This window comes from Kribbella sp. VKM Ac-2571 (genome assembly GCF_004362255.1).
Taxonomy (GTDB): domain Bacteria; phylum Actinomycetota; class Actinomycetes; order Propionibacteriales; family Kribbellaceae; genus Kribbella; species Kribbella pratensis.
The window spans coordinates 374,059-398,130 of sequence record NZ_SNWS01000002.1; the positions used below are offsets into that span (position 1 = coordinate 374,059).

Consider the following 24,072-nt stretch of genomic DNA (forward strand, 5'->3'; position numbering starts at 1 on the left):
TAATTACATGTCCGAGAAGGCCTATTACGTCACCACCCCGATCTACTACGTCACGGCACCGCCGAGCATCGGCAGCGCCTACACGACGGTGGCCGGGGACGTCCTGACCCGCTGGCACGCCCAGCGCGGCGAGCGCAAGTGGTACCTGACGGGTACCGACGAGCACGGCGAGAAGGTGATGCGCAGCGCGCAGGCCCAGGGCATGACGCCGCAGGCGTGGACGGACAAGCTGGTCGAGGAGGCCTGGAAGCCGGCCTGGGTGGACGTCGACATCGCGTACGACGACTTCATCCGGACCACCGAGCAGCGGCACACCGAGCGGGTCCGCGAGTTCTGGCAGAAGCTCTACGACAAGGGCGACGTCTACAAGGGCGAGTACGAGGGCTTGTACTGCGTGGGCTGCGAGGAGTTCAAGCTGCCCACGGACATCCGCACCGACGAGGACGGCACCCAGCGGTGCATGATCCACGGCACCGAGCTGGAGAAAGTCTCCGAGACCAACTACTTCTTCCGGCTCTCGGCGTACGGCGACAAGCTCCTGGAGCTGTACGAGTCGCAGCCGGACTTCGTCGCGCCCGCGAGTGCCCGCAACGAGGTGATCGCATTCGTGAAGCAGGGTCTGCAGGACCTGTCGATCACGCGATCGACGTTCGACTGGGGAATCCCGGTCCCGTGGGACGAGGACCACGTCCTGTACGTGTGGATCGACGCCCTGCTGAACTACGTGACGGCCGCGGGCTACGGCACCGACCCGGAGCGGTTCGAGGAGCTGTGGCCGGTCGACGTACACCTGGTGGGTAAGGACATCCTCCGGTTCCACGCGGTGATCTGGCCGGCAATGCTGATGGCTGCCGAGGTCGCCGTACCGCGCCAGGTGTTCGCCCATGGGTGGCTGCTGGTCGGCGGCGAGAAGATGAGCAAGTCGAAGCTGACCGCGATCGCGCCGCACGAGATCACCGACCACTTCGGCTCGGACGCCTTCCGGTACTACTTCCTGCGCACGATCCAGTTCGGGTCGGACGGCTCGTTCTCGTGGGAGCACCTGAGCGCGGTCTACACGTCCGAGCTCGCCAACGGCCTGGGTAACCTGGCCAGCCGGATCGCGGCCATGGTCGGCAAGTACTTCGACGGTGCGCTGCCGGAGCCGACCGACCACGGACCGGCCGAGCAGGCGCTCGCGGACAAGCTCGCGCAGACCGTGGCGACCGCGGAAGAGGCCCTGGACACCCTCGCGTTCCAGGATGCCCTGGCCGCGATCAACGAGCTGGTCGGCGCGGTGAACGGATACGTCACCGAGCAGGAGCCGTGGAAGGTCGCAAAGGACGAGTCCCAGCGAGCTCGCCTGGCCACAATCCTCTACTCCGCCGCCGAGGTCCTGCGCGCCGTCGCCGTACTCCACAACCCAACGATGCCCAAGGCCTCCGCCAAGCTCTGGGAGCTACTGGGCGCCGAGGAGAAGCTGGGCGCACTAACGGACCAGCGGGTCCAAGACGCCGGCACCTGGGGCCAACTCCCCGCCGGCGCCACCCTCACCAAGGGCGACCCCCTCTTCCCCCGCCTCGAAGAAGCCTGAGGGTTGGTATCACCAAAGATAGTATCATCAGTGATACTATCATCGATGATACCAGGGAGGTGCGCCGATGCACCGTTTTATCGGGCGGACCCGTGAGCTGGGCGTTCTGACGGACGCGCTTGCCCGGGTCCGCTCCGCCGACGCGGCGCAGCCGGGGGAATGCATTCTGATCCGCGGCCGCCGCCGGGTCGGAAAGTCCAGCCTGGTCGAGGAGTTCCTCCGAACGGCGGACGTGCCCAGCATCTTCTTCGCAGCGGCCGGACTGCCCGCGGCGGATGAACTCTCCGAACTCGCGGAGGTGATTGCTGCGTCGGCCTTACCGGACCGTGAGCTGTTCAGCGTCGAGGCGCCGACCCAATGGTCCGCGGCGTTCCGTCTGCTCGCGGAGATGCTGCCGGATGATCAGCCCAGCGTCCTCGTGATCGACGAGGTCCCGTATCTGATGGACTCCGTCGACGCCTTCGAGGGGGTGCTGCAGAGGACCTGGGACCGATTGCTGAGCCGGAAGCCTGTGCTCCTTCTCCTCGTCGGCTCGGATCTGTCGATGATGGAGTCCTTGAACAGCTACGACCGGCCGTTTCACCAGCGCGGTCGCGAGATGGTGCTCGGCCCGCTCACCCCCGCAGATCTGGCGGACATGCTCGACCTCGCGCCGGCAGTTGCCTTCGACGCTGCACTGGTGACTGGCGGCCTGCCGTTGATCTGCAGGGACTGGCGGCGCGGCGGAACCCTGCGCGACTTCCTGAAGACCTCCTTGAGTGACCCGACGTCGCCGCTCCTGGTTTCGGCTGAACGATCGCTGGCCGCCGAGTTTCCGCCGCGAGCCCTCGGCAGTGACGTGCTGCGTGCGGTCGGGAGTGGGGAACGGACCTTCAGTAATATCGCCCGAGCCGCAGGCGGACTCGCGCACACGAGTCTGACCAGGGCGATGCAGGTGCTGATGGACAAGGGGATTGTCGCCGCTGAACTGCCGGTCTCGTTGCGCCCGTCGAAGGAGCGCCGGTACCGGATCGCCGATCCGTACCTGCGCTTCTGGCTGACCTTCCTCGCACCGCACATGGCTGAGATCGAGCGGATGCGCGGCGATCTGACGTTGGTCCGGATCAAGGAGAACTGGAGCAGTTGGCGTGGCCGTGCGGTCGAGCCACTGATCCGCGAATCGCTGGCCAGGCTGCTCCCGGACGATCAGCTGCCCGGGACAGGTGTCGTCGGCGGGTACTGGACCAGAAGTAACGACATCGAGATCGATCTGGTTGGCGCCGATCGCGGCCCCCTGGCGAAGGAACTGCTGTTCCTCGGTTCGATCAAGTGGCTGGACAACAGCCGATTCGACAGCCACGACCTCGCCGCGCTCCAGCGGCATCGAAGCTTGCTGACCGACGATCCGGTTCCGCTGGTGGCTGTGTCCCGCAATGGCGTGACCGTCTCCGGCCTCGATGCGGTCTATGGACCGGATGAGTTGCTGGCCGGCTGGCAACCGCTCTAAACCGCTGTTGCGTGGTAGAGGGCGGCGGCCTGGGTTCTGGTGGTGACGTTCAGTTTGGCGAGGATGTTGGCTACGTGGAATTTGACTGTTGATTCGCTGATTGGGGGCGTATTGCCCGAGATCGAGGACGTTCGCCAGCAGGCCGGGACTGGGTCAGCATCGCCCGCACTGCCGAGCGGACCGCGACCCCGGCGGCGTGTGCGCTGCCCGCGGGAATCAGTTGGTCGTTGCCTGGGGCATCCAGTTCGAGCTCGACCGGGCCGTGCCGGAGCAGTGCCCGCAGCGAGGCCGCGGTCGCGAGGGACAGCCGCTGGAGCAGTTCGTCGGGCGAACTGTCGATGACCTGTGCCGCTGCCGCCAGTACCCTCCGCCCTCCATGGCGTTCAGAGTACGTCGGTTGACGCATCCACCCGGGCCCGTCTTTCGGACGGTGGACAACGTCCGATCGGTCAGTCGGGAATGTGGCGGTGTCGCGGAGCATTCATTGAAGCGACAACCAATTCATGGAGGAGTGCTATGCGAGCGGTCGTGTTCGAGGAGTTCGGTGGGCCCGAGGTGCTGCAGGTGCGGGACATCGAGGAGCCGCATGCGGGGGCTGGGCAGGTACGGATCAAGGTGCGCGCGGCCGGGGTGAATCCGATCGACTTCAAGGTGCGGCGCGGTTGGACGAAGGGATTCATCGACCCGGTGTTCCCGGCCGTGCCGGGGCTCGAGGTGGCCGGCGTGGTCGACGAGGCCGGTGACGGCGCCGAGTTCGCCGTCGGCGACGAGGTGGTCGGCTGGTCCGACGGCGGTTCGTACGCCGAGTACGCGATCGGCGGGAACGTGGCGCGCAAGCCCGCCGGCCTGAGCTGGGGGCAGGCTGTCGGCGTACCCGTGGCCGGCGAGACCGCGCAGCGCGCGCTCGACGTGGTCGGCGCGAAGTCCGGCGAGACAATCCTGATTCACGGCGCAGCGGGCGCGGTCGGCTCGATCGCCGTACAGCTCGCGAAGGCAGCCGGTCTGACCGTCGTCGGTACGGCGTCGCCCGCGAACCACGAGTACCTGCGGTCGCTCGGCGCGGTTCCGGTCGAGTACGGCGAAGGTCTGTTGGAGCGGGTGCGCGCAGCGGCGCCGGAGGGCGTGGACGCGGTCATCGACGCCGTCGGCAAGGGCGGTCTGCATGAGTCGGTCGAGCTGCGCGGCGGCACCGACCGGATCGTCACCATCGCGGACTACGCGGCGGCCGAGGAGCTCGGCATCGAGTTCACCGGCGGTGGCGGTACTCCGGAGTCAATCAGGTCCGGTCTGGAAGCGCAGTTGCAGGCGGCGGCCGATGGCAAGCTGACGCTCCGGATCGCCCAGACCTTCGACCTCGCGGACGCGGCCAAGGCCCAGGAACTGAGCGAGTCCGGCCACGCCCGCGGCAAGGTCGTCCTGAAGCCCTAGCCCTGGTCCGAGTCTCCCGAGGCGTAGGCGAAGCGGGACGGCGGCGTCGGTACGTCGTCCACGCGAGGATCCCAGCGATCCACGAAGGTCACCCCGGCCGGGACCTCGACGCAGTCTGTCGAGGTCCAGCCGCGGGTGAGGGTCCTGAAGTCCGGCACCTCCGGGTGGTAATGCGGCTTCCCGGTGCCGAGCAGGTCGCGGGCCATCGGTGCGCTCAGTGCCTGGTACCGGAAGTCGGCCGACAATCGCAGCTGCTTCGTCCGGTTCGGCATCGCGCCGTGCACGGTCAGACTCCCGAACAGCAGCACATCGCCCGGCTGGTACGACGTCGTACGCCACTCCGGATGGTTCTCGTCGGCCTCGGCCCGCATCATTCCCGGCCCGTCGGACGCCTTCACCGGCAGTACGCCGAGTCGCGGCGACCCGGCCAGCACCCGCAACCCACCGATCTCCGGCGGCGCCGCACTCAGCGGCAACCAGGTGGTGAGCGTGTCGACAGACCCCTGGATGAACCGGTAGTCCTGATGGATCGGCGTCGGATTCGCCCCCGGCGACGGCGGCGCGATCCGGCAGATGTGCGCCGGATGCGCGAACGCCTCCTCACCCAGCAACCGGCCGGCGAGCTCCAGCAATTCCGGCCGCACGGCCAACCGATGAAACGCCTCGGTGCTCTGGATCGCCGTGTAGGCCCCGAAGAAGCCCGCCGATCCTTCCTCCACGGCCCGCCCCGACGCGACCAACTCCCTCGGATCGGCATCCCGCGCCAACCAGTCGCTGTCGTAGAGGATCCGCGCCAACTGCTCGTGAACATCCGCCACCACATCACGCGGCAGCAACCCCCGGAAGAACAGATAACCGTCGTTCGCGAGCCGAGATCGCAGTACGTCGGCGTCCTTCAAGTCGTCGTACGAGTCCGTCAGTTCTTTCACTTGTCGTTGCCAATCTTGTCCATGGCCGCTGCGATGTCGGGGACGGCGATCTTGTCGAGGTAGAGGTCGTTGACGGTCTTGTTGATCTCGGGGGACTTGGCGGTCCAGCCTTCGGCGATCGGGAGGTTGACGGTGCTGCCCGCGGCCGAGTCGAGGAACGGCTGGACGTCGATGCCCTTCTTCTTCCAGAACGCCTGGTAGCCGGCGCCCGCGTTGTTGAGCGCCGGGATGATGTAGCCCGCGTCGCCCATCAGCTTCTGTGCCTTCTCCGAGCCGAGGAAGGCGACGAGCTTGCCTGCCTCGTCGGGGTGTTTCGTCTTGGCGAACATCGCCTCGGAGAGGCCGTTGATCACGACCGTCCGCCCGGCCGGGCCGGCCGGCATCGCGGCGACCCCGATCGGGAACTTCACCTCGGGCAGCGCGAATGGGAGCAGCGCGTTGTTCGCCGGGAACATCGCGACCTCGCCGCGGTAGAACATCTCGGTCGCCTGCCCGGTCGGCGGATTCGTCCGGGTGCCGTCCGGCGACACCTTCCACTTGAACACCAGATCGCGCGCGAACTGCAGGGCCTCGACCGACTTCGGACTCGCGAAGTCGAACGCGCCGTACGGCTTGTCCATCGCGTGGCCGCCGTTCGACGCGATCCAGTTCAGCCACTGGGTCTGGCTGTGGTTCCAGGAGCAGAAACCCCACTGCTTGCTGCCGACGGTCAGCTTGCGCGCCACCTCGAGGAAGCTGCCCGAGCCGTCCGGCGCCCAGGTCAGCTCGGCCGGCATCGTGATCCCGGCCTTCGCGACCAGGTCCTTGTTGTAGAGCAGACCGACGATACCCATGTCCTTCGGCATTCCGAGCTGCTTGTCCTCGAACTTGTACGACTGCACGACGTTCGGGTGATACGAGTCGAGCTTCAGGCCGGCCTTCGAGATCAGGTCGTCGAGCGGTGCGAGGACGCCCTTGCTCGCGAAGTCCGGGAAGTAGTCGACGGTCAGCCAGAAGACGTCCGGCGCCTTGCCGCTGGCGAGTTCGGTGGTCAGCTTGGTCCAGTACTGGTCCCACGGCAGGACCTCCATCCGGACGGTGATGTCCGGGTTCTGCTTGGTGAACTCCGCGAACACCGCCTTGTAGCCGACCTCCTGCTGCTCGTCCCACAAGCGGTACACGAGTTCGACCTTGCCGCCGCCGCTCGCCTTGGTGTCCGACGAGCCGCAGCCGGCCAGCGCGAGCACACTGCCGGCGCCGATCAGAAAAGTCCTCCTGGACAGCGACACAGACATGAGAGCCTCCGTACTACTTGAGCCCGGTAACAGCGACCGAGCGGACGATGAAGCGCTGGAAGACGATGAACAGCACGAGCAGCGGCGCCAGCGCGATCAGGCTGCCGGCCATGACGGCGTTGTAGTCGACGCCGATTTCCCCCTTGAACAAGGCGATCCCGACCGAGAGCAGCCGCTTGTCCTCGCTGCTGGTGATGATCAGCGGCCACAGGAAGCTGTTCCAGTTCGCCACCACGGCGAGGGTGGTGACGGTGACCAGGATCGGTTTCGACAACGGCAGCACGATCGACAGCAGCGTCCGGACCCGCCCGGCGCCGTCGATCCGGGCCGCGTCCTCGAGATCCGCGGGGATGCCGCGGAAGAACTGGCGGAGCAGGAAGATCGCGTACGGCGTGCCGAGCATCGTCGGCAGCATCAACCCGGCCCACGTGTCGACCAGGCCGAGCTTCTGCATCATGAGGTACAGCGGGATCATCGTGACCACCGGCGGCACCATCAGTGTCGACAAATACACCCAGAACAACGCGTCGCGGCCGGGGAACGAGAGCCGTGCAAAGGCGTACGCCGCCAGGATCGCGAACACGACCTGGCCGAGGGTGATCCCGGCCGTGACGAGGGCGGTGTTCACCAGGTAGCCGCCGAAGCCCGAGGTGAACAGCCGCTCGAAGGCCGCCGTACTCGGTGGCAGGCCGGGTTCCCACGGCATCGTCTCCGACAGTTGCCCGGGGCCCTTGAAGGCGGTGAGCACGGTCAGGAAGTACGGGAAGATCGCGAACAGGCAGCCGGCCACCAGGACGGCGTACGTGAAGATGCGCAGTCTCATCCGGACACCTCATAGGTCGTACGGCGTTCGAAGTAGACGAACTGGGAGATCGTCGCGATCAGCACGACCGCGAACAGCAGCACCGAGATCGTCGACGCGTAGCCGAAGTCGAACTTGCGGAACGCCTCGTCGTAGATCAGGTACGTCGCCACCTCGGTGCTGTCACCGGGGCCGCCCTCGGTCATCACGAAGATCGTGTCGAACGCCTGGAAGGACCCGATCACGTTGGTGATCAGAACGAACAACATCGTCGGGCGCAGCAGCGGCAGCGTGATCGTGAAGAAGTGCGCGACCGGGGACGCGCCGTCCAGCGACGAGGCCTCGCGCAACGACCGCGGGATGTTCTGGAGACCGGCCAAGAAGAACAGCATGTTGTACCCGGCGAACTGCCAGATGTGGACCGCCGCGACGCTCGGCATCGCCAGCACGGGCGACGACAGCCACGCCGGGCCGTCGATCCCGAACACACCCAGGAACTGGTTCAGCGCACCCCGGCCGGGGTCGAAGATCCAGCTCCAGACCAGGCCGAGCGCGACCGGAGTCGCCATCCACGGAATCACGAGCAGCGCCCGGAAATACTTCATTCCGCGCAGTTTCCGGTCCACCAGGAGTGCCAGGAGCAGCGAGAGGATCGTCGTACCCGGCACGCAGATCACCACGTAGTACAAGGTGACGAGCAGTGAGTGCCAGACGTCGGAGTCGGTGAACAACCTCTGGTAGTTGGCCAGCCCGACGAACTCGGGAGTCGACAGCAACTTCCAGTCGAACAGGCTGAGCACCAGGACGATCACGACCGGCGCGAGCAGGAAGCCGAAGACGCCGACCAGGCTCGGCGCCAGCAGCGCGTACGCCACGGCCGCCTGCCGTCCGCGTCCGATCCGGCGGGTACGCCGGGGCGCTCGCCTAAGCATCGGGATCCTTCAGCGGGTGCGGGCGCGGCGAGCTCGGGACGAGCAGTTCGCGGGTCCGATCGAGTCCCCACCGGTCGAGCGCGCCGATCGGGTCGCTCGACATCCGCAGGCCGGGGCCTGCCGCGATGTGCTGCGCCCAGAGCTCGCGCTCCTGGACGTCGGGCCGCACGATCAGGCAGTCGGAGTCGTTCGCCCACCACCGGCCGTGCAGGAACTCGCGCGCCACCGAGGTGGACCGCGCGCCCCGCTGGCCGGGCTGGCTGATGTCACCGGACGGTGGGTCGACCAACGGATCGGTATCGGGCGAGATCCGCATGCAGTCGACGAGTCCGAGACTCGGGAGGATCGGAGCGCCGCACCCGTGCAGGATCCGGTTGGGTCCGACAGCCTCGCGCAGCAACCGCATTCCGTGCCGGTACGCCGTGACGCCGTCGACCTGCTCGTGCCGCGGGCCATCGATCGCGCCGGCGTACACGAAGTCGAGTTTGAAGTGGTCGTACCCCTGGCGGCACAGCTCGGTGAAGACGTCCTGGATGTGATGTGCGGCGCCCGGATGCGTCACGTCGAGAACCAGTTGCTCCTGGCCCCAGTTGGTGCCGGCGCTGATCCCGGGGACCAGCCACTCCGGGTGCCGGCGCGCGGTCTCGCTGCCGCTCGCGACCAGGAACGGTGCGACCCAGATGCCTGCGCGGCGACCGCTCGAGCGGATGTCGGCGGCGAGCGTGACCGTCGACCCGAAGTCGTCCCGCGGTGTCAGCCAGTCGCCGATCGCTGCCTGGTATCCCTCGTCGAGAAGGACCAGATCCACGCTCAGGTCGTGCTCGTCGAACTGGCGTACGTCGGTCATCACGTCGCGTTCGGTGACCTTGCCCCAGTACGCGTACCAGCTGCACCACGACGGTCCGAACACGCGGACCGGCGGGGCACCGGCCGCGAAGGCGTCGGCCCAGTCGGCGAGTGCTTGATTGGGGTTGTCCTGCTTCGATGTTGTTTGCTGTACGGCGCCATCGGCCGAGATCACCAGCCGGTCGCCGTGGATGTCGGCTCGGATCGACGGGACGTCGTCGGGACTCGTCGCCGCGACGACCGTGACTTCGCCGGCTGTCGCGACTGCGAGCAGGCCCTCGCCCTGGAAGCGGCCGGCATCGACTCCCGGACGGTACGCCATCACGTGATGATTCGGCGCCGTCGGACGCGGTGGTCGCGCGTCGAGCCGGTACCAGCCGCTCGGGCTCCACGACTGCCATCCGTGCTCGAAGACCAACGTGGAGGCGTCGTACCCGAGCTCGGCGACGGGGCTGAAAGGCACGGATCCCTCGTTTCCTTAGGGTGCAGGATCTTGCTGACGTTCCGCTAATCTTGGGGTGCCTACGAGGAGATCCACCATGACGGAGCCTGCTGACTTCGAGCACGATCTTGCTACCCAGGTGCTCATCGAGCTGTACAGCGAGATCCCGCCGCCGAGCAAGTTGGTGACCGGCCACTTCCACAGCGGCGGCGACTATCGCGTCGTACGGCCGGACGGTGTGGGCAGTTGGTACCTGCTCTACACGGCATCCGGCACAGGGCGTTACGTGATCGGCCAGAACACGCTGACGCTGCGGCACGGGGACGTCGTACTGGTAAGTCCTGGGACGCCGCACGACTACGGAACCGTCGGGACGTACTGGGAGTCATGGTGGGCGCACTTCCAGCCGCGGCGTGAATGGCACTCCTGGTTGTCGTTGCCGCAGGCAATGCCCGGGCTGTCCTACGTGCGGTTGACCAGGTCCTCGGAGACGGACCGCGTGGTGTCCGCGTTCGATCGGCTGCACCGCGACGCGCAACGCGCCGGGCTGTCCCCGACCGGCGACACCGAGCTGCACCTGCTCGAGAAGAGCGTCGCGACCGAGCTGACCATGAATGGCATCGAGGAGGTGCTGCTGACCGCGGTCGCGAGCCTGCGCCGGGAGACGCAGCACCTGGACGCCCGCGTACATCTGGTGCTCGAGGCAATCACCGCTGACCCGGCCCGGCCGCACACCCTGACGTCACTGGCCGGGCTCGCGCAGGTGTCGGTGTCCCGCCTCGCGCACCTGTTCAAGGAACAGGTGGGCGACTCGATCATGAACGTCGTACTCGCGCTCCGGCTTCAGCGCGCGGCCGAGCTGCTCGGCGCCACCGACATGTCCGTCGCACAGATCGCGGCCGCGGTGGGATTCGACTCCCCGCACTACCTCAGCCGCCAGTTCGGCCGTCGGTACGGCATGTCCCCGACGGCCCATCGCGCCGCGGTCAGGAAGCCGGAGCTAGAGCTATATTGAGCTCGGTCGCTGCCGCGTAGTCCGCCCCGCCGGCCAGTCCTACGAGCCGTACGTAGCGTGCCGTCGTACCCGCCGGGAACCGAGCGATCTTCGCGTCGATCGTGCCGTCCCAGGTTCCCTTCGTCACCGACGTGAACGTAGTGCCGTCGGTGCTCGTCTGGACGTCGTACGACGAGATGCGGCCGTTCGGTACGTCGGCGTCCTGGCGCGGCGTGTAGACGAGTGCCTCGATCGCCCGCGGCGTCTTCAGATCGAGAGTGATGTACTGCGGGAGCGGGGCATGTGGACTCCAGTTCGAGTGCCACATGGTGGTGCAGCTGCCGTCGATCGCGGCGGACGCGCTGTACGCGGACGATCCCTGGCTCGTGGCGGTCGCCGTCATCTCGTTCTGCGGCAGCAGGGTCAGCGGGCCGAACGGTCCGTCGGCCGGTGGCGGCGTACCCGGGATCGCGGTCACCCGTCCCAGATTCGGTGCCTTGAGCAACGGATGGGTCCGCAGGTAGTTGAGGAAGACCTCCTGACCCATCCGCGGCGCCCTTTCGAGGCTCGTGTACTGCTGGAAGCCGGGATAGCCGTACTGCCTTCCGTGCAAGGGCATCGCGGCGCTGGTCGTGACCCGGTAGGTCCTGTCGAGCTGAAGAGGCTTGCCGTTGATCAGGACCTTGGCCGGATCGACGCGGTCGCCGACCGGTCGGCCGAGGTTATAGGTGTAGCGGAAGTTGGCTGAGGTCGCGAGTGCGGACAGTCTGCTGCAGCCGTACGCCGGTGGAATCCACTGCTGCTCCAGGACAGCCTTGACCGTTGAGCCCTTCATCGCCAGCGTGGTGATCGGCGAGATCCCGGCAACCGGCCACGCCTCGCCGTACGTCACGGTGCCGGCTTCCAGCCCGGCGGCGATCACGTCGACGCCGAGATCGGCCGGTACCAGCGCGAAATCGCCGTCGGCTTCGGCCTTGTAGAGATCCGCGACGAGGTTGCCGGTGCGGCTCTCGGCGGTCCGCGCGAAGTCGAGGTCACGATCGAGCGTGGTGAGCGGCTCCTGCTGCCGCGCGGTCCACTTGTCCATCCAGTACTTCACGATCTTCTGAATCCCCGGGTCCGGCGTGACGTCCTTGGTGACCGCGTGGTTGGTGGCCGTGGTCTTCGAGCGGATCACGTCACCGGTGGCCGGATCGAGTTCCAGGTTCACCTCGCCGAGCACGCGCCCGTGATTGCTCGCTTCCAGGACCGGCCGCGGTACGCCGTTCGGGTCCGGGATCATGCACTTGAACGCGGTGTGCCAGTGGCCGCCGAGGATCACGTCGATATCGGGAGACATCGCCCGCGCGGCGTCGAAGATCGGACCGGTCGGGTTCTTGCACTCGTCGTACAGGCCGCCCTGCTGACCGCCCTCGTGCATGCTGACCACGATCGCGTTCACGCCTTGGGCCTTCAGTTCGGCAGCGGCCCGGTTCGCGGCGTCCACGACGCCCTGGAACTCGAACCCCGACCCCTCGATCGACAGCGTCTCGGTCGGCGTCCCCGGGAAGCCGAGCCCGATGAACCCGATCCGCTGCGAGCCGGCCTGCGCGATCCAGTACGGCGGGAGCACCGGGCGCTTGGTCCGCGGGTCGACGATGTTCGCCGCGTGGTACGCGTAGTCGGTGCCGTGGAAGTTCCGGCCTGTCGAGTCCTTGAAGCAGCTGTCGAAACCGGGCTTGCCGTAGCAGGCGCCGGTGGTCATCCGGCGCAGGAACGGGAACTCGCGGTCGAACTCGTGGTTGCCCGCGACATCGAAGTCCATCCCGAACGCGTTGAGCACCTCGATGGTCGGCTCGTTCGCGAACGCCTGCGTGTAGTCGGGCCAGCCGCTGAACTGGTCACCCGAGCCGATCAGGAAGCTGTTCGGCTTCCGGAGCCGGTCGAGGTGCGCCTTCAGGTACCCGGCGCCGCCGACCTGCTGGGTGCCGGACGGGCCGGCGATGGTCAGGTTCTCGGTTTCCGACAGGTAGCCGTGCAGGTCGGTCAGGCTGAGGATCTGCACCGGGATCGGTGCGGGGGCCTCGGCCGGTAGCGCGGTGGTTCCCACCACCAGTCCGAGAAGGGCGAGAACTGAGCTGATCCTGGTCTTTACGGGCATCGGCTGCTCCTGTTCGGTCGGGCGGGACCTCGCTGCAACGTACTGGCCGCCGTACGCCGGAGGACATGGCCTCGAATGCTGACTTCCTGCACGATCCGGCTGACGCTTTTCTACAAGCGCATGCGGGCGGGGAACCGTACGGTCGGGGGAGAAGGGAGTTTCACAATGACTGGGTATGTGGCCGTGGCCGAGATCGACATCGACGCGCCGACCGCGCGAGTGTGGAACGTACTGACGAGCCCGGAGCAGCTGAAACAGCTGTGGTTCGGCGCCGAAGTGGACACCGACTGGAAGGTAGGCAGTCCGATCACCTGGACCGGCGAATGGGAGGGCAAGCCCTACCAGGACAAGGGCGAGATCCTCGCCGTAGAACCCGACCGGTTACTGAAGTTCACCCACTTCAGCCCCCTCACGGGCCAACCCGACGTACCGGAGAACTACCACACCCTCACCTACACCCTGACCGCCAACACCCACCTAAAACTCGAACAGGACAACAACGCGAGCGAGGACGAGGCGAAGCACTCCCAAGACATGTGGGAAATGCTCGTAGCCAAGGTCAAGACCGCCGCCGAAGCATCCGAATAGCGGTTGTTCCGGTAGATCGAGGGGACGTGCGACAGGTAATGGTGGGTTGGCACCTGCTATTACCTGTCCCCAGTCACCAGCGCCTGTCCCCACTCCCCACCGCCGGCCACCGCACCTCGGGCCGGTGGGGCCGTCGGTGACTCAGTAATCTGGGGGACATGTCTGATGGTGTGGAGGTGGGTCGGCCGACTCGGGAGCGGGCTGCGGTCGGGGAGGACGGGCGGTCGCGGGATCGGAGCCGGCCGGCGGTGCCTGATCCGTTGCCGATGAGCGTGGTCGACGCGCATTGCCATCTTGATATCGCCGACGGTGAGGACGGGGACTGGCTGAGTCCGGCGGAGGCGATCCGGCTGGCGAAGTCGGTCGGCGTGACCCGGATCGTCCAGGTGGGTTGCGATCTGCCGGGTGCGGTGTGGGCGGTCGAGGCCGCCGCGCAGTACCCGAACGTGATCGCCGGCGTCGCCCTGCACCCGAACGAGGCGCCGAAGCTGAAAGCGGTCGGTGAGCTGGAGAGTGCGCTGGCCGAGATCGAGCGGCTCGCGGCGAGCAGCGACAAGGTCCGGGTGATCGGTGAGACCGGGCTCGACTACTTCCGGACCGGCGAAGACGGGCAGGCCGCGCAGCACGAGTCGTTCGCCGCGCACATCGAGCTGGCGAAGCGCCTGGACAAGACGCTGATGATCCACGACCGGGACGCGCACGAGGACATCCTGCGGATCCTCGATCGCGAAGGCGTGCCGGACCGGGTCGTGATGCACTGCTTCTCCGGAGACACCGAGTTCGCCCGCGAATGCGTGAACCGCGGCGCGTACCTGAGCTTCGCCGGCGTCGTCACGTTCAAGAACGCCCAGTCCCTCCGCGACGCCCTGGCCGTCACCCCTCTCGACCGCATCCTCGTCGAAACCGACGCCCCGTACCTGACGCCATCGCCGTACCGCGGCAAACCGAACGCGTCCTACCTCATCCCGCACACGGTCCGCAAAATGGCCGACGTCCTCAACATCTCGGTCCCCGAACTCTGCACATCCCTGAACGACAACGCGAACCACGCCTTCGGAGGATCCTGGTAGTGGCCCCGGACGACGAGGCAACTGTCGCCGCCGAGGCCTACCTGGCGGCGAAACTGTTTTCGTGACGGTCCGGACGCCGACCGTCAACGTTTCCGCGGGCCGTTGCGCGGGGTGCCGGACGAGCGCAGTCTGAAGGCGTCGGCCCGGTTCCGGGCCGAGTTGCAAGGGGGAGAGGCAATGAGCGTTCTGATGACGATGAGGGTGACTGGGGACCCGACAGCGATCGAGAAGCTGGCCGCCGACAACGGCGCGCTTTTCCAGGGGGTGCTGGCGGACGCGACCGGTCGCGGTCTGATCTCGCATCACTTCTACGGCAGCGGGACCGAGGTTCTCGTCGTCGACGAATGGCCCGACGAAGCGACTTGTCAGGCGTTCTTCGAGCATTCCGGACCGCAGATCCAGCAGATGATGGAGCAGGCCGGTGTGACGGCAGAGCCGAAGCCCGAGTTCTGGCGGCACCTGGAGGTCGGCGACGACGTCGGGTGACGCCGCTGGTAGACACCTCTCATGGAGTTCAGTGAGGTGGTTCGGCGGCGGCGGATGGTGCGGAACTATGACCCGGATCGGGTGGTGCCGGACGACGTCCGGGAGCGGATTCTGGGGAACGGGTTGCGGGCGCCTTCGGGTGGGTTCAGTCAGGGGTGGGCGTTCCTGACGTTGGAGGGGGACGAACGGGAGCGGTACTGGCGGATTTCGGCCGCGGATCCGGATCCCAAGTATGTTGAATGGATCACAGGGCTGCGCCGGGCGCCGTTGCTGATTCTGGCCTTCGCGCACAAGGACGCGTACCTCGATCGGTACACCGAACCGGACAAGGGCTGGACCGATCGCGACGAGGGCCGCTGGACCGCGCCGTACTGGTATGTCGACACCGGGATGGCGGTCCTGCTGATGCTGCAGACGGTCGTCGACGAAGGCCTGGGAGCCTGCTTTTTCGGGCCTCCTGCGGACAAGGTGGGTCGGTTGCTCGAGGAGTTCGGCGTACCCGAGGGGCTCGATCTGGTCGGGGTGCTGTCGGTCGGTTACCGGGCCCCGGACAAGCGCTCGCCGTCGCTGAAACGGGGGCGCCGGACGACCGCCGAAGTGGTGCATCGGGGGCAGTGGGGCAATCACACGGTGTGAGTACGCCGTTACACCTTTTTCCGACTCGCCGACCAGGGGATTGGCGCTTCCGCGACTTCTTCGTTATGGTCCCGTGATGTTGGCCGGGATCGGGGAAGATTCCGGGCAGCACAACCCCTCGGCGGGATCAGAGGCTCCGGGCACCCAGTCCGGCGTTCGCGATCGGTGCCTGTGCTGTCCCACCCCGTGCCCGGGTAGCCCTACCTGGGAGCTTTAGTGCGTAAGTCCATCATCGTGGCCGTCGGTGCGACGGCTGCGTTCGCCGTCGCGGGTGGCTCCGTGGCATATGCCGCGAAGAGCAAGACGGTCAGCGTCTCCGTCGACGGCCAGGTGCGGAAGGTGCACACCTTCGGCTCCACCGTGGCAGACGCCCTGAAGGCCGAGAAAGTTCAGGTCGGTGAGCACGACGTCGTCGCGCCCGGCGTGGACTCGAAGCTGAAGGACGGCCAGGAGATCGCCGTGCAGTACGGCCGGCAGTTGACGGTGAACGCCGACGGCACCAAGAAGGCCTACTGGACCACCGCCGACAGCGTGAACGAGGCGCTCGCCGACCTGGGTCTGCGGTACGACGGGGCGCAGCTGTCCACGAGCCGCAGCGCGCCGCTCGGCCGCCAGGGCCTGGAGCTGACCATCACGACGCCGAAGACCGTGCAGATCGTGCACCTCGGCAAGACCGTGACGATCAAGTCGCTGGCCGGCACCGTCGGTCAGGCCCTCACCGAGGCGAAGCTGCGCTGGGACGCCGACGACCGGATCACCCCGGCCGCCGCGACCCCGCTGAAGGCCGGCGTGAACAAGATCGGTTTCGTGCAGGTCCTGCAGAAGACCGTCACCAAGACCGAGGCGGTTGCGCACGGCACCGACGAGACCAAGTCGGCGACGCTGGAAGTCGGCACCAAGAAGACCACGACCAAGGGCACCGACGGCTCCAAGACCGTCACGTACCTGTACACCTACCTGGACGGCAAGCTGTCGACCACCAAGGTGGTCGGGTCGAAGCTGGTGGCCAAGGCGGTCGACGAGCAGGTCCTGGTCGGCACCAAGCCGAAGCCGGTGGAGCCGACCACGACGACCACGACCACCGAGACCGACACGCCGGCCAGCAGCAACGTCGGTGCGTGGGACCGGATCGCCGAGTGCGAGTCGGGCGGCAACTGGTCCATCGACAGCGGCAACGGGTACTACGGCGGTCTGCAGTTCGACCACGGCACCTGGGCTGCCTACGGCGGTACGGCGTACGCCTACAACGCCAACGGTGCGTCGAAGGCGCAGCAGATCGCGATCGCGGAGAAGGTCAAGGCCGACCGCGGCGGCTACGGCGCATGGCCTGTCTGCGGCAAGCGCGCCTAGGCCCTGCCTGGCAATCCATCGCCTACTGCGGGGCACTCGGCCCGGCACCTCGCCGCACCGAGCACCTCCTCGCTACGGCGCTGGATCACCAGACAGCGCCTAGTGCAAGACTGACGAGGTGACCTCGTCTGATTCATCCACGTCCGCCGGACCGAGACTTCTCGGTCCGGCGGACGTGCGTTCGCTGGCCGCGTCCCTCGGGGTGCGGCCGACCAAGCAGCGCGGCCAGAACTTCGTCATCGACCCCAACACGGTGCGCCGGATCGTTCGGGCCGCCGACCTGACGGAGAGCGAGACGGTTCTCGAGGTCGGCCCGGGGCTCGGGTCGTTGACGCTGGCGCTGCTCGCGGACGGGCACCGGGTCACCGCGGTCGAGATCGACCCGCTGCTCGCGCGGGCGCTGCCGTCGACCGTCGCGTCGTACGCGCCGCACCAGGCCGAGCGGCTGACCGTGGTCGAGGCGGACGCGATGGACGTGACGCCCGCGGAGATCGGCGAGCCGACCGCCTGCGTGGCGAACCTGCCGTACAACGTCGCCGTACCCGTCCTGCTGCACCTGCTCCGGGTCTCGGACTCGCTGCGGCACGGCCTGGTGATGGTGCAGTCCGAAGTCGCGGACCGCCTGGCGGCCGGACCGGGTTCGCGGACGTACGGCGTACCGTCCGCGAAGGCCGCCTGGTACGCCGACGTACGGCGCGCTGGGCCGATCGGACGGAACGTCTTCTGGCCGGCGCCGAACGTGGACTCCGGGCTCGTGGCGTTCGAGCGCCGCGAACCGCCCGCGACGGCGGCGAGCCGCGAGGAGGTGTTCGCCGTGATCGAGGCTGCGTTCTCGCAGCGCCGCAAGACGATCCGGTCCGCGCTGGCCCGCTGGATGCCGGACCGCGCACGCCTCGACGAGGTGCTCAGCGCCGCAGGAATCGACCCGCGAGTGCGCGGCGAGATGCTCGGAATCACAGAGTTCGCCGCCCTCGCCGGTGCGGCACGGACTGTGTAAGGCATTAGCCTGTCCGACGTGCCACCTTCTGCTGAGGTCACGGTGCGGGCGCCGGCCAAGATCAATCTCGGTCTGTCGGTCGGCCCGCCGCGCCCGGACGGGTTCCACCCCGTCGCCACGGTGTACCAGGCCGTTGCCCTGTACGACGACGTGACCGCGGTACTGCGGGACGACGACGGCGAGGTCTCGGTCGAGATCTCCGGCGACTTCGCGGACGACGTGCCGACCGACGAGACCAACCTCGCGGTGCGGGCGGCGCAGTTGCTGCAGGCGGAGTACGACGTCGACGAGGGCGTCGACCTGACGATCCGCAAGACGATCCCGGTGGCCGGCGGGATGGCCGGCGGATCGACTGACGCGGCAGCGACCTTGGTGGCGTGCAACCGGCTGTGGGGCCTGCAGCTGACCCAGACCGAGCTGCAGCACCACGCTGCGGAACTCGGCAGCGACGTACCGTTCTGCCTGGTCGGCCACACGGCGCTCGGTCAGGGCCGGGGCGAGCAGGTCACCGAGGTGATGTCCCGCGGGACGTTCCACTGGGTGTTCGCGATCGCGGACGGCGGGTTGTCGACGCCGGACGTCTACCGCGAGCTGGACCGGATGCGTCCGCTGCGGCGCGTCGAGGCGCCGCAGGTCCGTCCGGAGCTGCTGTCCGCGCTGCTGTCCGGGCAGCCCGGCGCACTCGCCGTTGCGCTCAGCAACGACCTGCAGGCCGCGGCGTTGTCGTTGCGTCCCGAGCTGGGCGAGACGCTCCAGTTCGGCCTCGACCAGGGTGCTCTGGCCGCGCAGATCTCCGGTTCCGGCCCTACCTGCCTGTTCCTCGCCGCCGACAGCCGCAGCGCCGTCGACCTCGCCGTCGAACTCGCCGAATCCGGCCGCTGCCGCATGGTCCGCCAGGCCGAAGGCCCCGTCCCGGGCGCCCGGATCCTGCCGGCGACCATCAGCCGCTAGAAAATCGCTCGTCCCCGGGCTCGGGCGGTGTTACCGTCCGAGAGACCTCATCGACACAGAGATAGACAGGAGACCGGGATGCGCCGCGGATCGATCCACCCCATGGGTACTGATCGTTTCGACGCATTCGCGAGGACTCTTGAACTCTCTGACGATGGGTATTGTGGCGCATGTCGACGCCGGTAAGACCAGCCTGACCGAGCGGCTGCTGTACGCCGCCGGCGTCATCGACCGCGTCGGCCGGGTCGACGACGGGAACACGCAGACCGACTCGATGGACCTCGAGCGGAAACGCGGCATCACGATCCGCTCCGCGGTGGTGTCGTTCGCGCTCGGCGACCTGCCGGTGAACCTGATCGACACTCCGGGGCACTCCGACTTCATCGCCGAGGTCGAGCGCGCGCTGTCCGTACTCGACGGCGCGGTGCTGGTGATCTCCGCGGTCGAAGGCGTGCAGCCGCAGACGCGATTGCTCATGCGCACGCTGGACCGGCTGCGGATCCCGACACTGCTGTTCGTGAACAAGATCGACCGGGTGGGTGCGCGGTACGACGAGTTGCTCGCCGATATCCGCCGGTTGCTGACGCCGGCCGCCGTACCGATGGAGGCGGTCGCGGAGCTCGGCCTGCGTACGGCGTCCGTCGTACCACTGCCGGTGCAGCGCGGCGAAGTGAGCGAGATGCTTGCCGAGCGCAATGATTCGTTCCTCGAGCTGTACCTCGAAGGGGTAGCGGCCGACAATGCGGCAGAGCTGCGGCGTCAGGTCGCCAAGGCCGAGATCTATCCGGTGTACTTCGGATCCGCGATGACCGGGGTCGGGATCGCCGAGGTGATCGAGGGGATCCGTATGTGGTTGCCGCGGGCAACCGCGGCGCCGGACGACGAGCTCCGGGCGCAGGTGTTCAAGGTCGAGCGGGGTGCGGCCGGGCAGAAGATCGCCTCCGCGCGGATCGTCAGCGGGACGCTGGCCGCGCGTACCTCGGTCGCGGTGCATCCCGTGGACGGTCCGGCGTACGAGGTGCGACCGAGCGGGATCGACGTGTTCGGCGACGGCGGCCGGCACGCGGTGGATCGGGCCGAGGCCGGTCAGATCGTGGCGTTGCGGGGGCTGAAGAGCATCCGGATCGGCGATCAGCTCGGCGTACGGACGGCTCAGGTCGGACGACTGTTCGCGCCGCCGACGCTGGAGACCGTGGTGAGCGCGCGGGACCGGGTGAAGTTGTTCCAGGCGTTGACGCAGCTCGCCGAGCAGGATCCGCTGATCCGGGTCCGGAAGGCCGACGAGATCACCGTCAGCCTGTACGGCGAGGTACAGAAGGAGGTGATCGCCTCGCTGCTCGAGTCCGAGTACGGCGTCGACGTCACCTTCAGCGAGACGACGCCCATCCATGTCGAGCGGTTGATCGGCACCGGTGCCGCGACCCGCGAGATGTCCGAGAGCCTGTGGACGGCCGGTGTCGGGTTCCGCGTCTCACCGGTTGCCGAGGGCATCGAATACAACCTGGAGGTGGAGCTCGGCGTGCTGACGCGAGCGTTCCATACCGCGATCGAGGAGACGGTCCGTCAGACGCTGCGCCAGGGTCTGTACGGGTGGGAGATCCCGAACATCCGCGTCGACGTCACGCACACGGAGTTCGACAATGCGGGCAGTACCGCCGCCGACTTCCGCCGCCTGGTGCCGCTCGTCCTCCTGCAGGCGATCGCCGAGGCCGGCACGACGGTCCTGGAGCCGGTCAACCACTTCGAGCTCGATGTCCCGTCGGACACCGTGTCGCGGGTCCTCGCGCACGTCGCCGAACACCGCGGCGTCGTCACGCAGACCACCCTCACCGAGACCCAGGCCCACATCGAAGGCACCATCCCGGCCGCCACCACGCATCCGTTCGAGTCGATGCTCCCGACCCTCGGCCGAGGTGAGGCCCTCCTCGCCACCAGCTTCCACGGCTACAGCCCTGTCCCAGGCCCAGCCCCCAGCCGCGCCCGCACGGACGGCAACCCCCTCAACGAGAAGCAGTACGTCTTGAATCTCAGTCGAGCTGTTTGAGGATGGTGGAGATTTCGGCGACGGTTTCGGGGCGGTCCGGCCAGTGCGCGGTGATGCAGATGAGTTCTCGGAGGTGGAGGAGCGGGAGGCGATCACGCCAGCCGGGGGCCAGCGGGTGGAGCTCCTCGTAGGCGTCGAAGAACGTTTCGGAGAGGTGGCCGTAGATCAGGAGCGTGGCCAGGTCCGCTTCGGGCCAGCCGTAGTGGACGGCGGGGTCGATCATGGCCGGGCCGCCGTCGGGCGCCGGGAGGAGGTTGCCGTGCCACAGGTCGCCGTGGAGGAGGGACGGGGGCTGCGGCGGGATCAGCTCGGGGAGGCGGTTGGCGACGCGTTCGAGGCGGCGGCGGTCGGCTTCCGGGAGCTGGTTGTGGCAATTCGGTTCCTCCAGGTAGCGGAGTAGCCGGTGCTCGGCGAAGAACGCGTGCCCGTCGCTCGTCCACGGGTTCCGCTGCGGGAGCGTGCCCAGGTAGTTGTCCTGGTGGTACCCGAACTTGTCCGCGGTCTGCTGATGCTGCAGCGCCAGCGCCCGCCCTGCGTCCTCCCAGTACGTCGGCGACGGTTCCGACGTACCGAGGTCAGACAGCACGATGAACGCCGGCGTCACCCGAAGGACCTCTGGTACGGCGAATCCTCCAGGTGCACGCAGCGCCTCGAGGCCGTCGGCCTCCAGCGCGTACAGGTCCGCCGGCAGGCCGTCCTGCGTCTTCACGACCACTGATTCGCCGAGCGTCGTCCGCACGCGGAACGTCTTGCTGGCGTAGCCGCCTTCCAGCGGGTCGGCGGCGATCGCGTCGCCGAGGGACAGCCCTTCGAGCCAGGCGGGAGTCAACACCTGGACGATCCTGGCACGATCCGGGGAACGGTGTCCGCGTCAGCTACCGTTGGGCCCGTTATGGCGGCACCTAACTTGGTCAATCTGGAAGCTGTTTCGAAGGGCTTCGGGACCCGCACACTGCTCGACTCGGTCAGTCTCGGCGTAGGCCGTGGTGAGCGCATCGGCGTGGTCGGGCGCAACGGCGACGGCAAATCGACGCTGCTGCAGGTCCTGGCCCGGCGTGAGGAGCCCGACAGCGGCCGGATCACCCACAACCGCGACCTTCGGCTCGGGTACCTCGGTCAGAGCGACGACCTCGACCCGAATCAGACCGTGCTGCACGCGGTGCTCGGCGATGTCGAGACCTACACCTGGGCGGCCGACCCGCGGGCGCGCTCGGTGATGGAGCACCTGCTCGGCGAAGTCGATCACCAGGCGCAGGTCGGCAGCCTGAGCGGTGGTGAGCGGCGCCGGGCCTCGCTGGCCAAACTCCTGCTCACCGAGGTCGACCTGCTGATACTCGACGAGCCCACCAACCACCTCGACATCGAGGCCGTCAGCTGGCTCGCCGAGCACGTCGTCGACCGGGCCGGCGCGCTGATCGTCGTGACCCACGACCGCTGGTTCCTCGACGAGGTCTGCACGGACACGTGGGAGGTGCAGGGCGGCCGCGTCACGTCGTACGACGGCGGGTACGCGGCGTACGTCCTCGCCAAGGCCGAGCGGGCCCGCAGCGCGCAGGTCACCGAGGCCAAGCGGCAGAACCTCCTGCAGAAGGAGCTCGCCTGGCTGCGTCGCGGCGCGCCCGCCCGCAGCACCAAGCCGAAGTTCCGGATCGAGGCGGCCAACGCGCTGATCGAGGACGTGCCGCCGCCACGGGACAAGCTCGCGCTGTCGCAACTGGCGACCGCGCGGCTCGGCAAGGACGTGTTCGACGTCGAGGACGTCAGCCTGAGCTTCGGCGACCGGAAGATGCTCGACCACGTCACGTTCCGGCTCGGTCCGGCCGACCGGATCGGGCTGCTCGGCCCGAACGGCGCCGGCAAGACCACGTTCCTCAAGGTCCTCACCGGGCAGCTCGCGCCGGACCGCGGCCTGGTCAAGCAGGGCAAGACGGTCCGGATCGCCAACCTGTCGCAGACCCTCGAGGAGATCGACGACACGGTCACGGTCCTCGACCACATCACCGCGATCCGTCGTACGGCGGCGCTCGCCGGCCGGGGCGGTGAGCTGACGTCGTCGCAACTGCTCGAGCGCTTCGGGTTCACCGGCGACAAGCTGACGACGCGGATCTCGGACCTGTCCGGTGGTGAGCGGCGCCGGCTGCAGGTGCTGCGCATCCTGCTCGACGAGCCGAACGTGCTGATCCTCGACGAGCCGACCAACGACCTGGACGTCGAGACGCTGACCGTGCTCGAGGATTTCCTGGACAGCTGGCCCGGCGTCGTCGTCACCGTCACTCACGACCGGTACTTCCTGGAGCGGGTCAGCGACATGGTTTACGCGATCATGGGCGATACCCGGGTCCGGCATCTGCCGCGCGGTGTCGATCAGTATCTCGACGAACTCGCGGCCGGAATTCCGCGGCGGCCGGCGTCGAATGCGTTGACGCCGGCGACAGAAGTGTCCACCGATTTGTCAACGGCAGGAAATGGCCAGGTGGTTGAACGCCCGACGGCTGACGCGGCAGCGGCCCGGGCGGCGAAGAAAGAGCTGAACCGGATCGAGCGGCAGCTGGCGAAGATCACCGAGGCCGAGACGAAACTGCACGACCAGCTGGCCGCGAGCGCGAGCGACTACGAGCGGCTCTCCGAGCTGGACGCCGAGCTCCGCAAGCTGGCCGACGAGCGCGGCGAGCTGGAAACGGCGTGGTTCGAAGCGGCGGAACGCGCGGAGTAGCAGGGGTTTCGAGCTGCGGCGCCCCTCCGATCCCCTGTCATTCGGAGGGGGCGCCGAGCTCGTGGGTGAGCGGGCCCCGTGCCGGCCGGCGTTGTTCGAGCCCCGAGCCCCGAGCACCGCGCGGCCACTTTCGGCGGACCACCTCTTGCCGCCGAAGTCACCGTGTTCTGACATTTTGTAGTCGATCAACCACCGACGGTGACGACCCTAGTAGTGGGCCCAGCCGGTGTCGACGGTGGTCGGCTACAGCAATCTCTCGATCTCGTTGCAACTAGCAACGATCGGACCGAGGCAGAAGTGACGGGTCGTCTTTTCGGATAATTCCGGGTTATTTCGGCCGTGCTTTGTCCGTACGAACAAGGCGGTTTGTCGGCGAGGTCAAACGAGTGTT

21 protein-coding genes are annotated in these 24,072 nt (G+C 67.7%); 13 read left to right on the plus strand and 8 right to left on the minus strand.

Going from position 1 to position 24,072, the window contains the following annotated elements:
* Window positions 1–7: 7 nt before the first annotated feature.
* Complete coding sequence (gene metG / locus EV651_RS05885; protein WP_133782799.1) at window positions 8–1,573, plus strand: methionine--tRNA ligase; 1,566 nt, start codon at window positions 8–10, stop codon at window positions 1,571–1,573.
* A 67-nt stretch (window positions 1,574–1,640) separates the two neighbouring features.
* Window positions 1,641–3,059, plus strand: coding sequence for an ATP-binding protein (locus EV651_RS05890; RefSeq protein WP_133782801.1), 1,419 nt, complete (start codon window positions 1,641–1,643; stop codon window positions 3,057–3,059).
* Here EV651_RS05890 and EV651_RS43205 read toward each other — a convergent pair.
* Window positions 3,056–3,181, minus strand: coding sequence for a LuxR C-terminal-related transcriptional regulator (locus EV651_RS43205; RefSeq protein ID WP_202870203.1), 126 nt, complete (start codon window positions 3,179–3,181; stop codon window positions 3,056–3,058). The two genes, EV651_RS05890 and EV651_RS43205, sit on opposite strands and share 4 nt — an antisense overlap.
* 394 nt (window positions 3,182–3,575) lie before the next feature.
* Between EV651_RS43205 and EV651_RS05900 the strand changes: the two genes are divergently transcribed.
* On the plus strand, window positions 3,576–4,487 hold the full coding sequence (locus tag EV651_RS05900; RefSeq protein ID WP_133782803.1) for an NADP-dependent oxidoreductase: 912 nt from the start codon (window positions 3,576–3,578) through the stop codon (window positions 4,485–4,487).
* Here EV651_RS05900 and EV651_RS05905 read toward each other — a convergent pair.
* The 5 genes from EV651_RS05905 to EV651_RS05925 are packed head-to-tail and all read right to left on the minus strand — an operon-like array spanning window position 4,484 to window position 9,733.
* Window positions 4,484–5,416 carry a phytanoyl-CoA dioxygenase family protein gene (locus EV651_RS05905; RefSeq protein WP_133782805.1) on the minus strand — a complete coding sequence of 311 codons (933 nt, stop codon included), beginning with the start codon at window positions 5,414–5,416 and terminating at the stop codon, window positions 4,484–4,486. The genes EV651_RS05900 and EV651_RS05905 overlap by 4 nt on opposite strands.
* Complete coding sequence (locus tag EV651_RS05910) at window positions 5,413–6,690, minus strand: sugar ABC transporter substrate-binding protein (RefSeq protein WP_133782807.1); 1,278 nt, start codon at window positions 6,688–6,690, stop codon at window positions 5,413–5,415. The genes EV651_RS05905 and EV651_RS05910 overlap by 4 nt, the downstream gene beginning before the upstream one ends.
* 13 nt (window positions 6,691–6,703) lie before the next feature.
* A complete protein-coding gene (locus EV651_RS05915) occupies window positions 6,704–7,513 on the minus strand; it encodes a carbohydrate ABC transporter permease (RefSeq protein WP_133782809.1) in 810 nt (269 codons plus the stop codon).
* Window positions 7,510–8,424, minus strand: a complete 915-nt coding sequence (locus EV651_RS05920; RefSeq protein ID WP_133782811.1) for a carbohydrate ABC transporter permease — start codon at window positions 8,422–8,424, stop codon at window positions 7,510–7,512. The genes EV651_RS05915 and EV651_RS05920 overlap by 4 nt, the downstream gene beginning before the upstream one ends.
* Window positions 8,417–9,733 (minus strand): glycoside hydrolase family 36 protein, encoded by a 1,317-nt coding sequence (locus EV651_RS05925; RefSeq protein ID WP_133782813.1) that lies wholly within the window; start codon window positions 9,731–9,733, stop codon window positions 8,417–8,419. Before EV651_RS05925 ends, EV651_RS05920 begins: the two co-directional genes overlap by 8 nt.
* A gap of 76 nt (window positions 9,734–9,809) precedes the next feature.
* On the opposite strand from EV651_RS05925, the gene EV651_RS05930 reads away from it, so the two are divergent.
* Window positions 9,810–10,727 (plus strand): helix-turn-helix domain-containing protein, encoded by a 918-nt coding sequence (locus EV651_RS05930; protein WP_133782815.1) that lies wholly within the window; start codon window positions 9,810–9,812, stop codon window positions 10,725–10,727.
* On the opposite strand, the gene EV651_RS05935 is transcribed toward EV651_RS05930, so the two are convergent.
* On the minus strand, window positions 10,699–12,846 hold the full coding sequence (locus tag EV651_RS05935; protein ID WP_133782817.1) for a discoidin domain-containing protein: 2,148 nt from the start codon (window positions 12,844–12,846) through the stop codon (window positions 10,699–10,701). The genes EV651_RS05930 and EV651_RS05935 overlap by 29 nt on opposite strands.
* A gap of 165 nt (window positions 12,847–13,011) precedes the next feature.
* On the opposite strand from EV651_RS05935, the gene EV651_RS05940 reads away from it, so the two are divergent.
* From EV651_RS05940 to EV651_RS05975, 8 genes are all read left to right on the plus strand, one after another.
* On the plus strand, window positions 13,012–13,434 hold the full coding sequence (locus tag EV651_RS05940) for an SRPBCC domain-containing protein (protein WP_133782819.1): 423 nt from the start codon (window positions 13,012–13,014) through the stop codon (window positions 13,432–13,434).
* A gap of 158 nt (window positions 13,435–13,592) precedes the next feature.
* A complete protein-coding gene (locus EV651_RS05945) occupies window positions 13,593–14,504 on the plus strand; it encodes a TatD family hydrolase (RefSeq protein ID WP_133782821.1) in 912 nt (303 codons plus the stop codon).
* 177 nt (window positions 14,505–14,681) lie between these two features.
* On the plus strand, window positions 14,682–14,990 hold the full coding sequence (locus EV651_RS05950; RefSeq protein ID WP_133782823.1) for a hypothetical protein: 309 nt from the start codon (window positions 14,682–14,684) through the stop codon (window positions 14,988–14,990).
* Window positions 14,991–15,011: 21 nt separating this feature from the next.
* On the plus strand, window positions 15,012–15,626 hold the full coding sequence (locus EV651_RS05955; protein WP_133782825.1) for a nitroreductase family protein: 615 nt from the start codon (window positions 15,012–15,014) through the stop codon (window positions 15,624–15,626).
* Window positions 15,627–15,842: 216 nt separating this feature from the next.
* Window positions 15,843–16,976: a resuscitation-promoting factor gene (locus EV651_RS42220; RefSeq protein WP_133782827.1), complete on the plus strand. Its 1,134-nt coding sequence runs from the start codon at window positions 15,843–15,845 to the stop codon at window positions 16,974–16,976.
* A gap of 118 nt (window positions 16,977–17,094) precedes the next feature.
* Window positions 17,095–17,973 carry a 16S rRNA (adenine(1518)-N(6)/adenine(1519)-N(6))-dimethyltransferase RsmA gene (gene rsmA, locus EV651_RS05965; RefSeq protein WP_133782829.1) on the plus strand — a complete coding sequence of 293 codons (879 nt, stop codon included), beginning with the start codon at window positions 17,095–17,097 and terminating at the stop codon, window positions 17,971–17,973.
* Window positions 17,974–17,991: 18 nt separating this feature from the next.
* Window positions 17,992–18,924, plus strand: coding sequence for a 4-(cytidine 5'-diphospho)-2-C-methyl-D-erythritol kinase (locus EV651_RS05970; RefSeq protein WP_238156687.1), 933 nt, complete (start codon window positions 17,992–17,994; stop codon window positions 18,922–18,924).
* A 154-nt stretch (window positions 18,925–19,078) separates the two neighbouring features.
* A complete protein-coding gene (locus EV651_RS05975; RefSeq protein WP_133782833.1) occupies window positions 19,079–20,968 on the plus strand; it encodes a translation factor GTPase family protein in 1,890 nt (629 codons plus the stop codon).
* Here EV651_RS05975 and EV651_RS05980 read toward each other — a convergent pair.
* Window positions 20,952–21,800: a fructosamine kinase family protein gene (locus tag EV651_RS05980; protein WP_166658509.1), complete on the minus strand. Its 849-nt coding sequence runs from the start codon at window positions 21,798–21,800 to the stop codon at window positions 20,952–20,954. The genes EV651_RS05975 and EV651_RS05980 overlap by 17 nt on opposite strands.
* A 60-nt stretch (window positions 21,801–21,860) precedes the next feature.
* On the opposite strand from EV651_RS05980, the gene EV651_RS05985 reads away from it, so the two are divergent.
* Window positions 21,861–23,681, plus strand: a complete 1,821-nt coding sequence (locus tag EV651_RS05985) for an ABC-F family ATP-binding cassette domain-containing protein (protein WP_133782837.1) — start codon at window positions 21,861–21,863, stop codon at window positions 23,679–23,681.
* The last annotated feature ends 391 nt before the right edge of the window (window positions 23,682–24,072 follow it).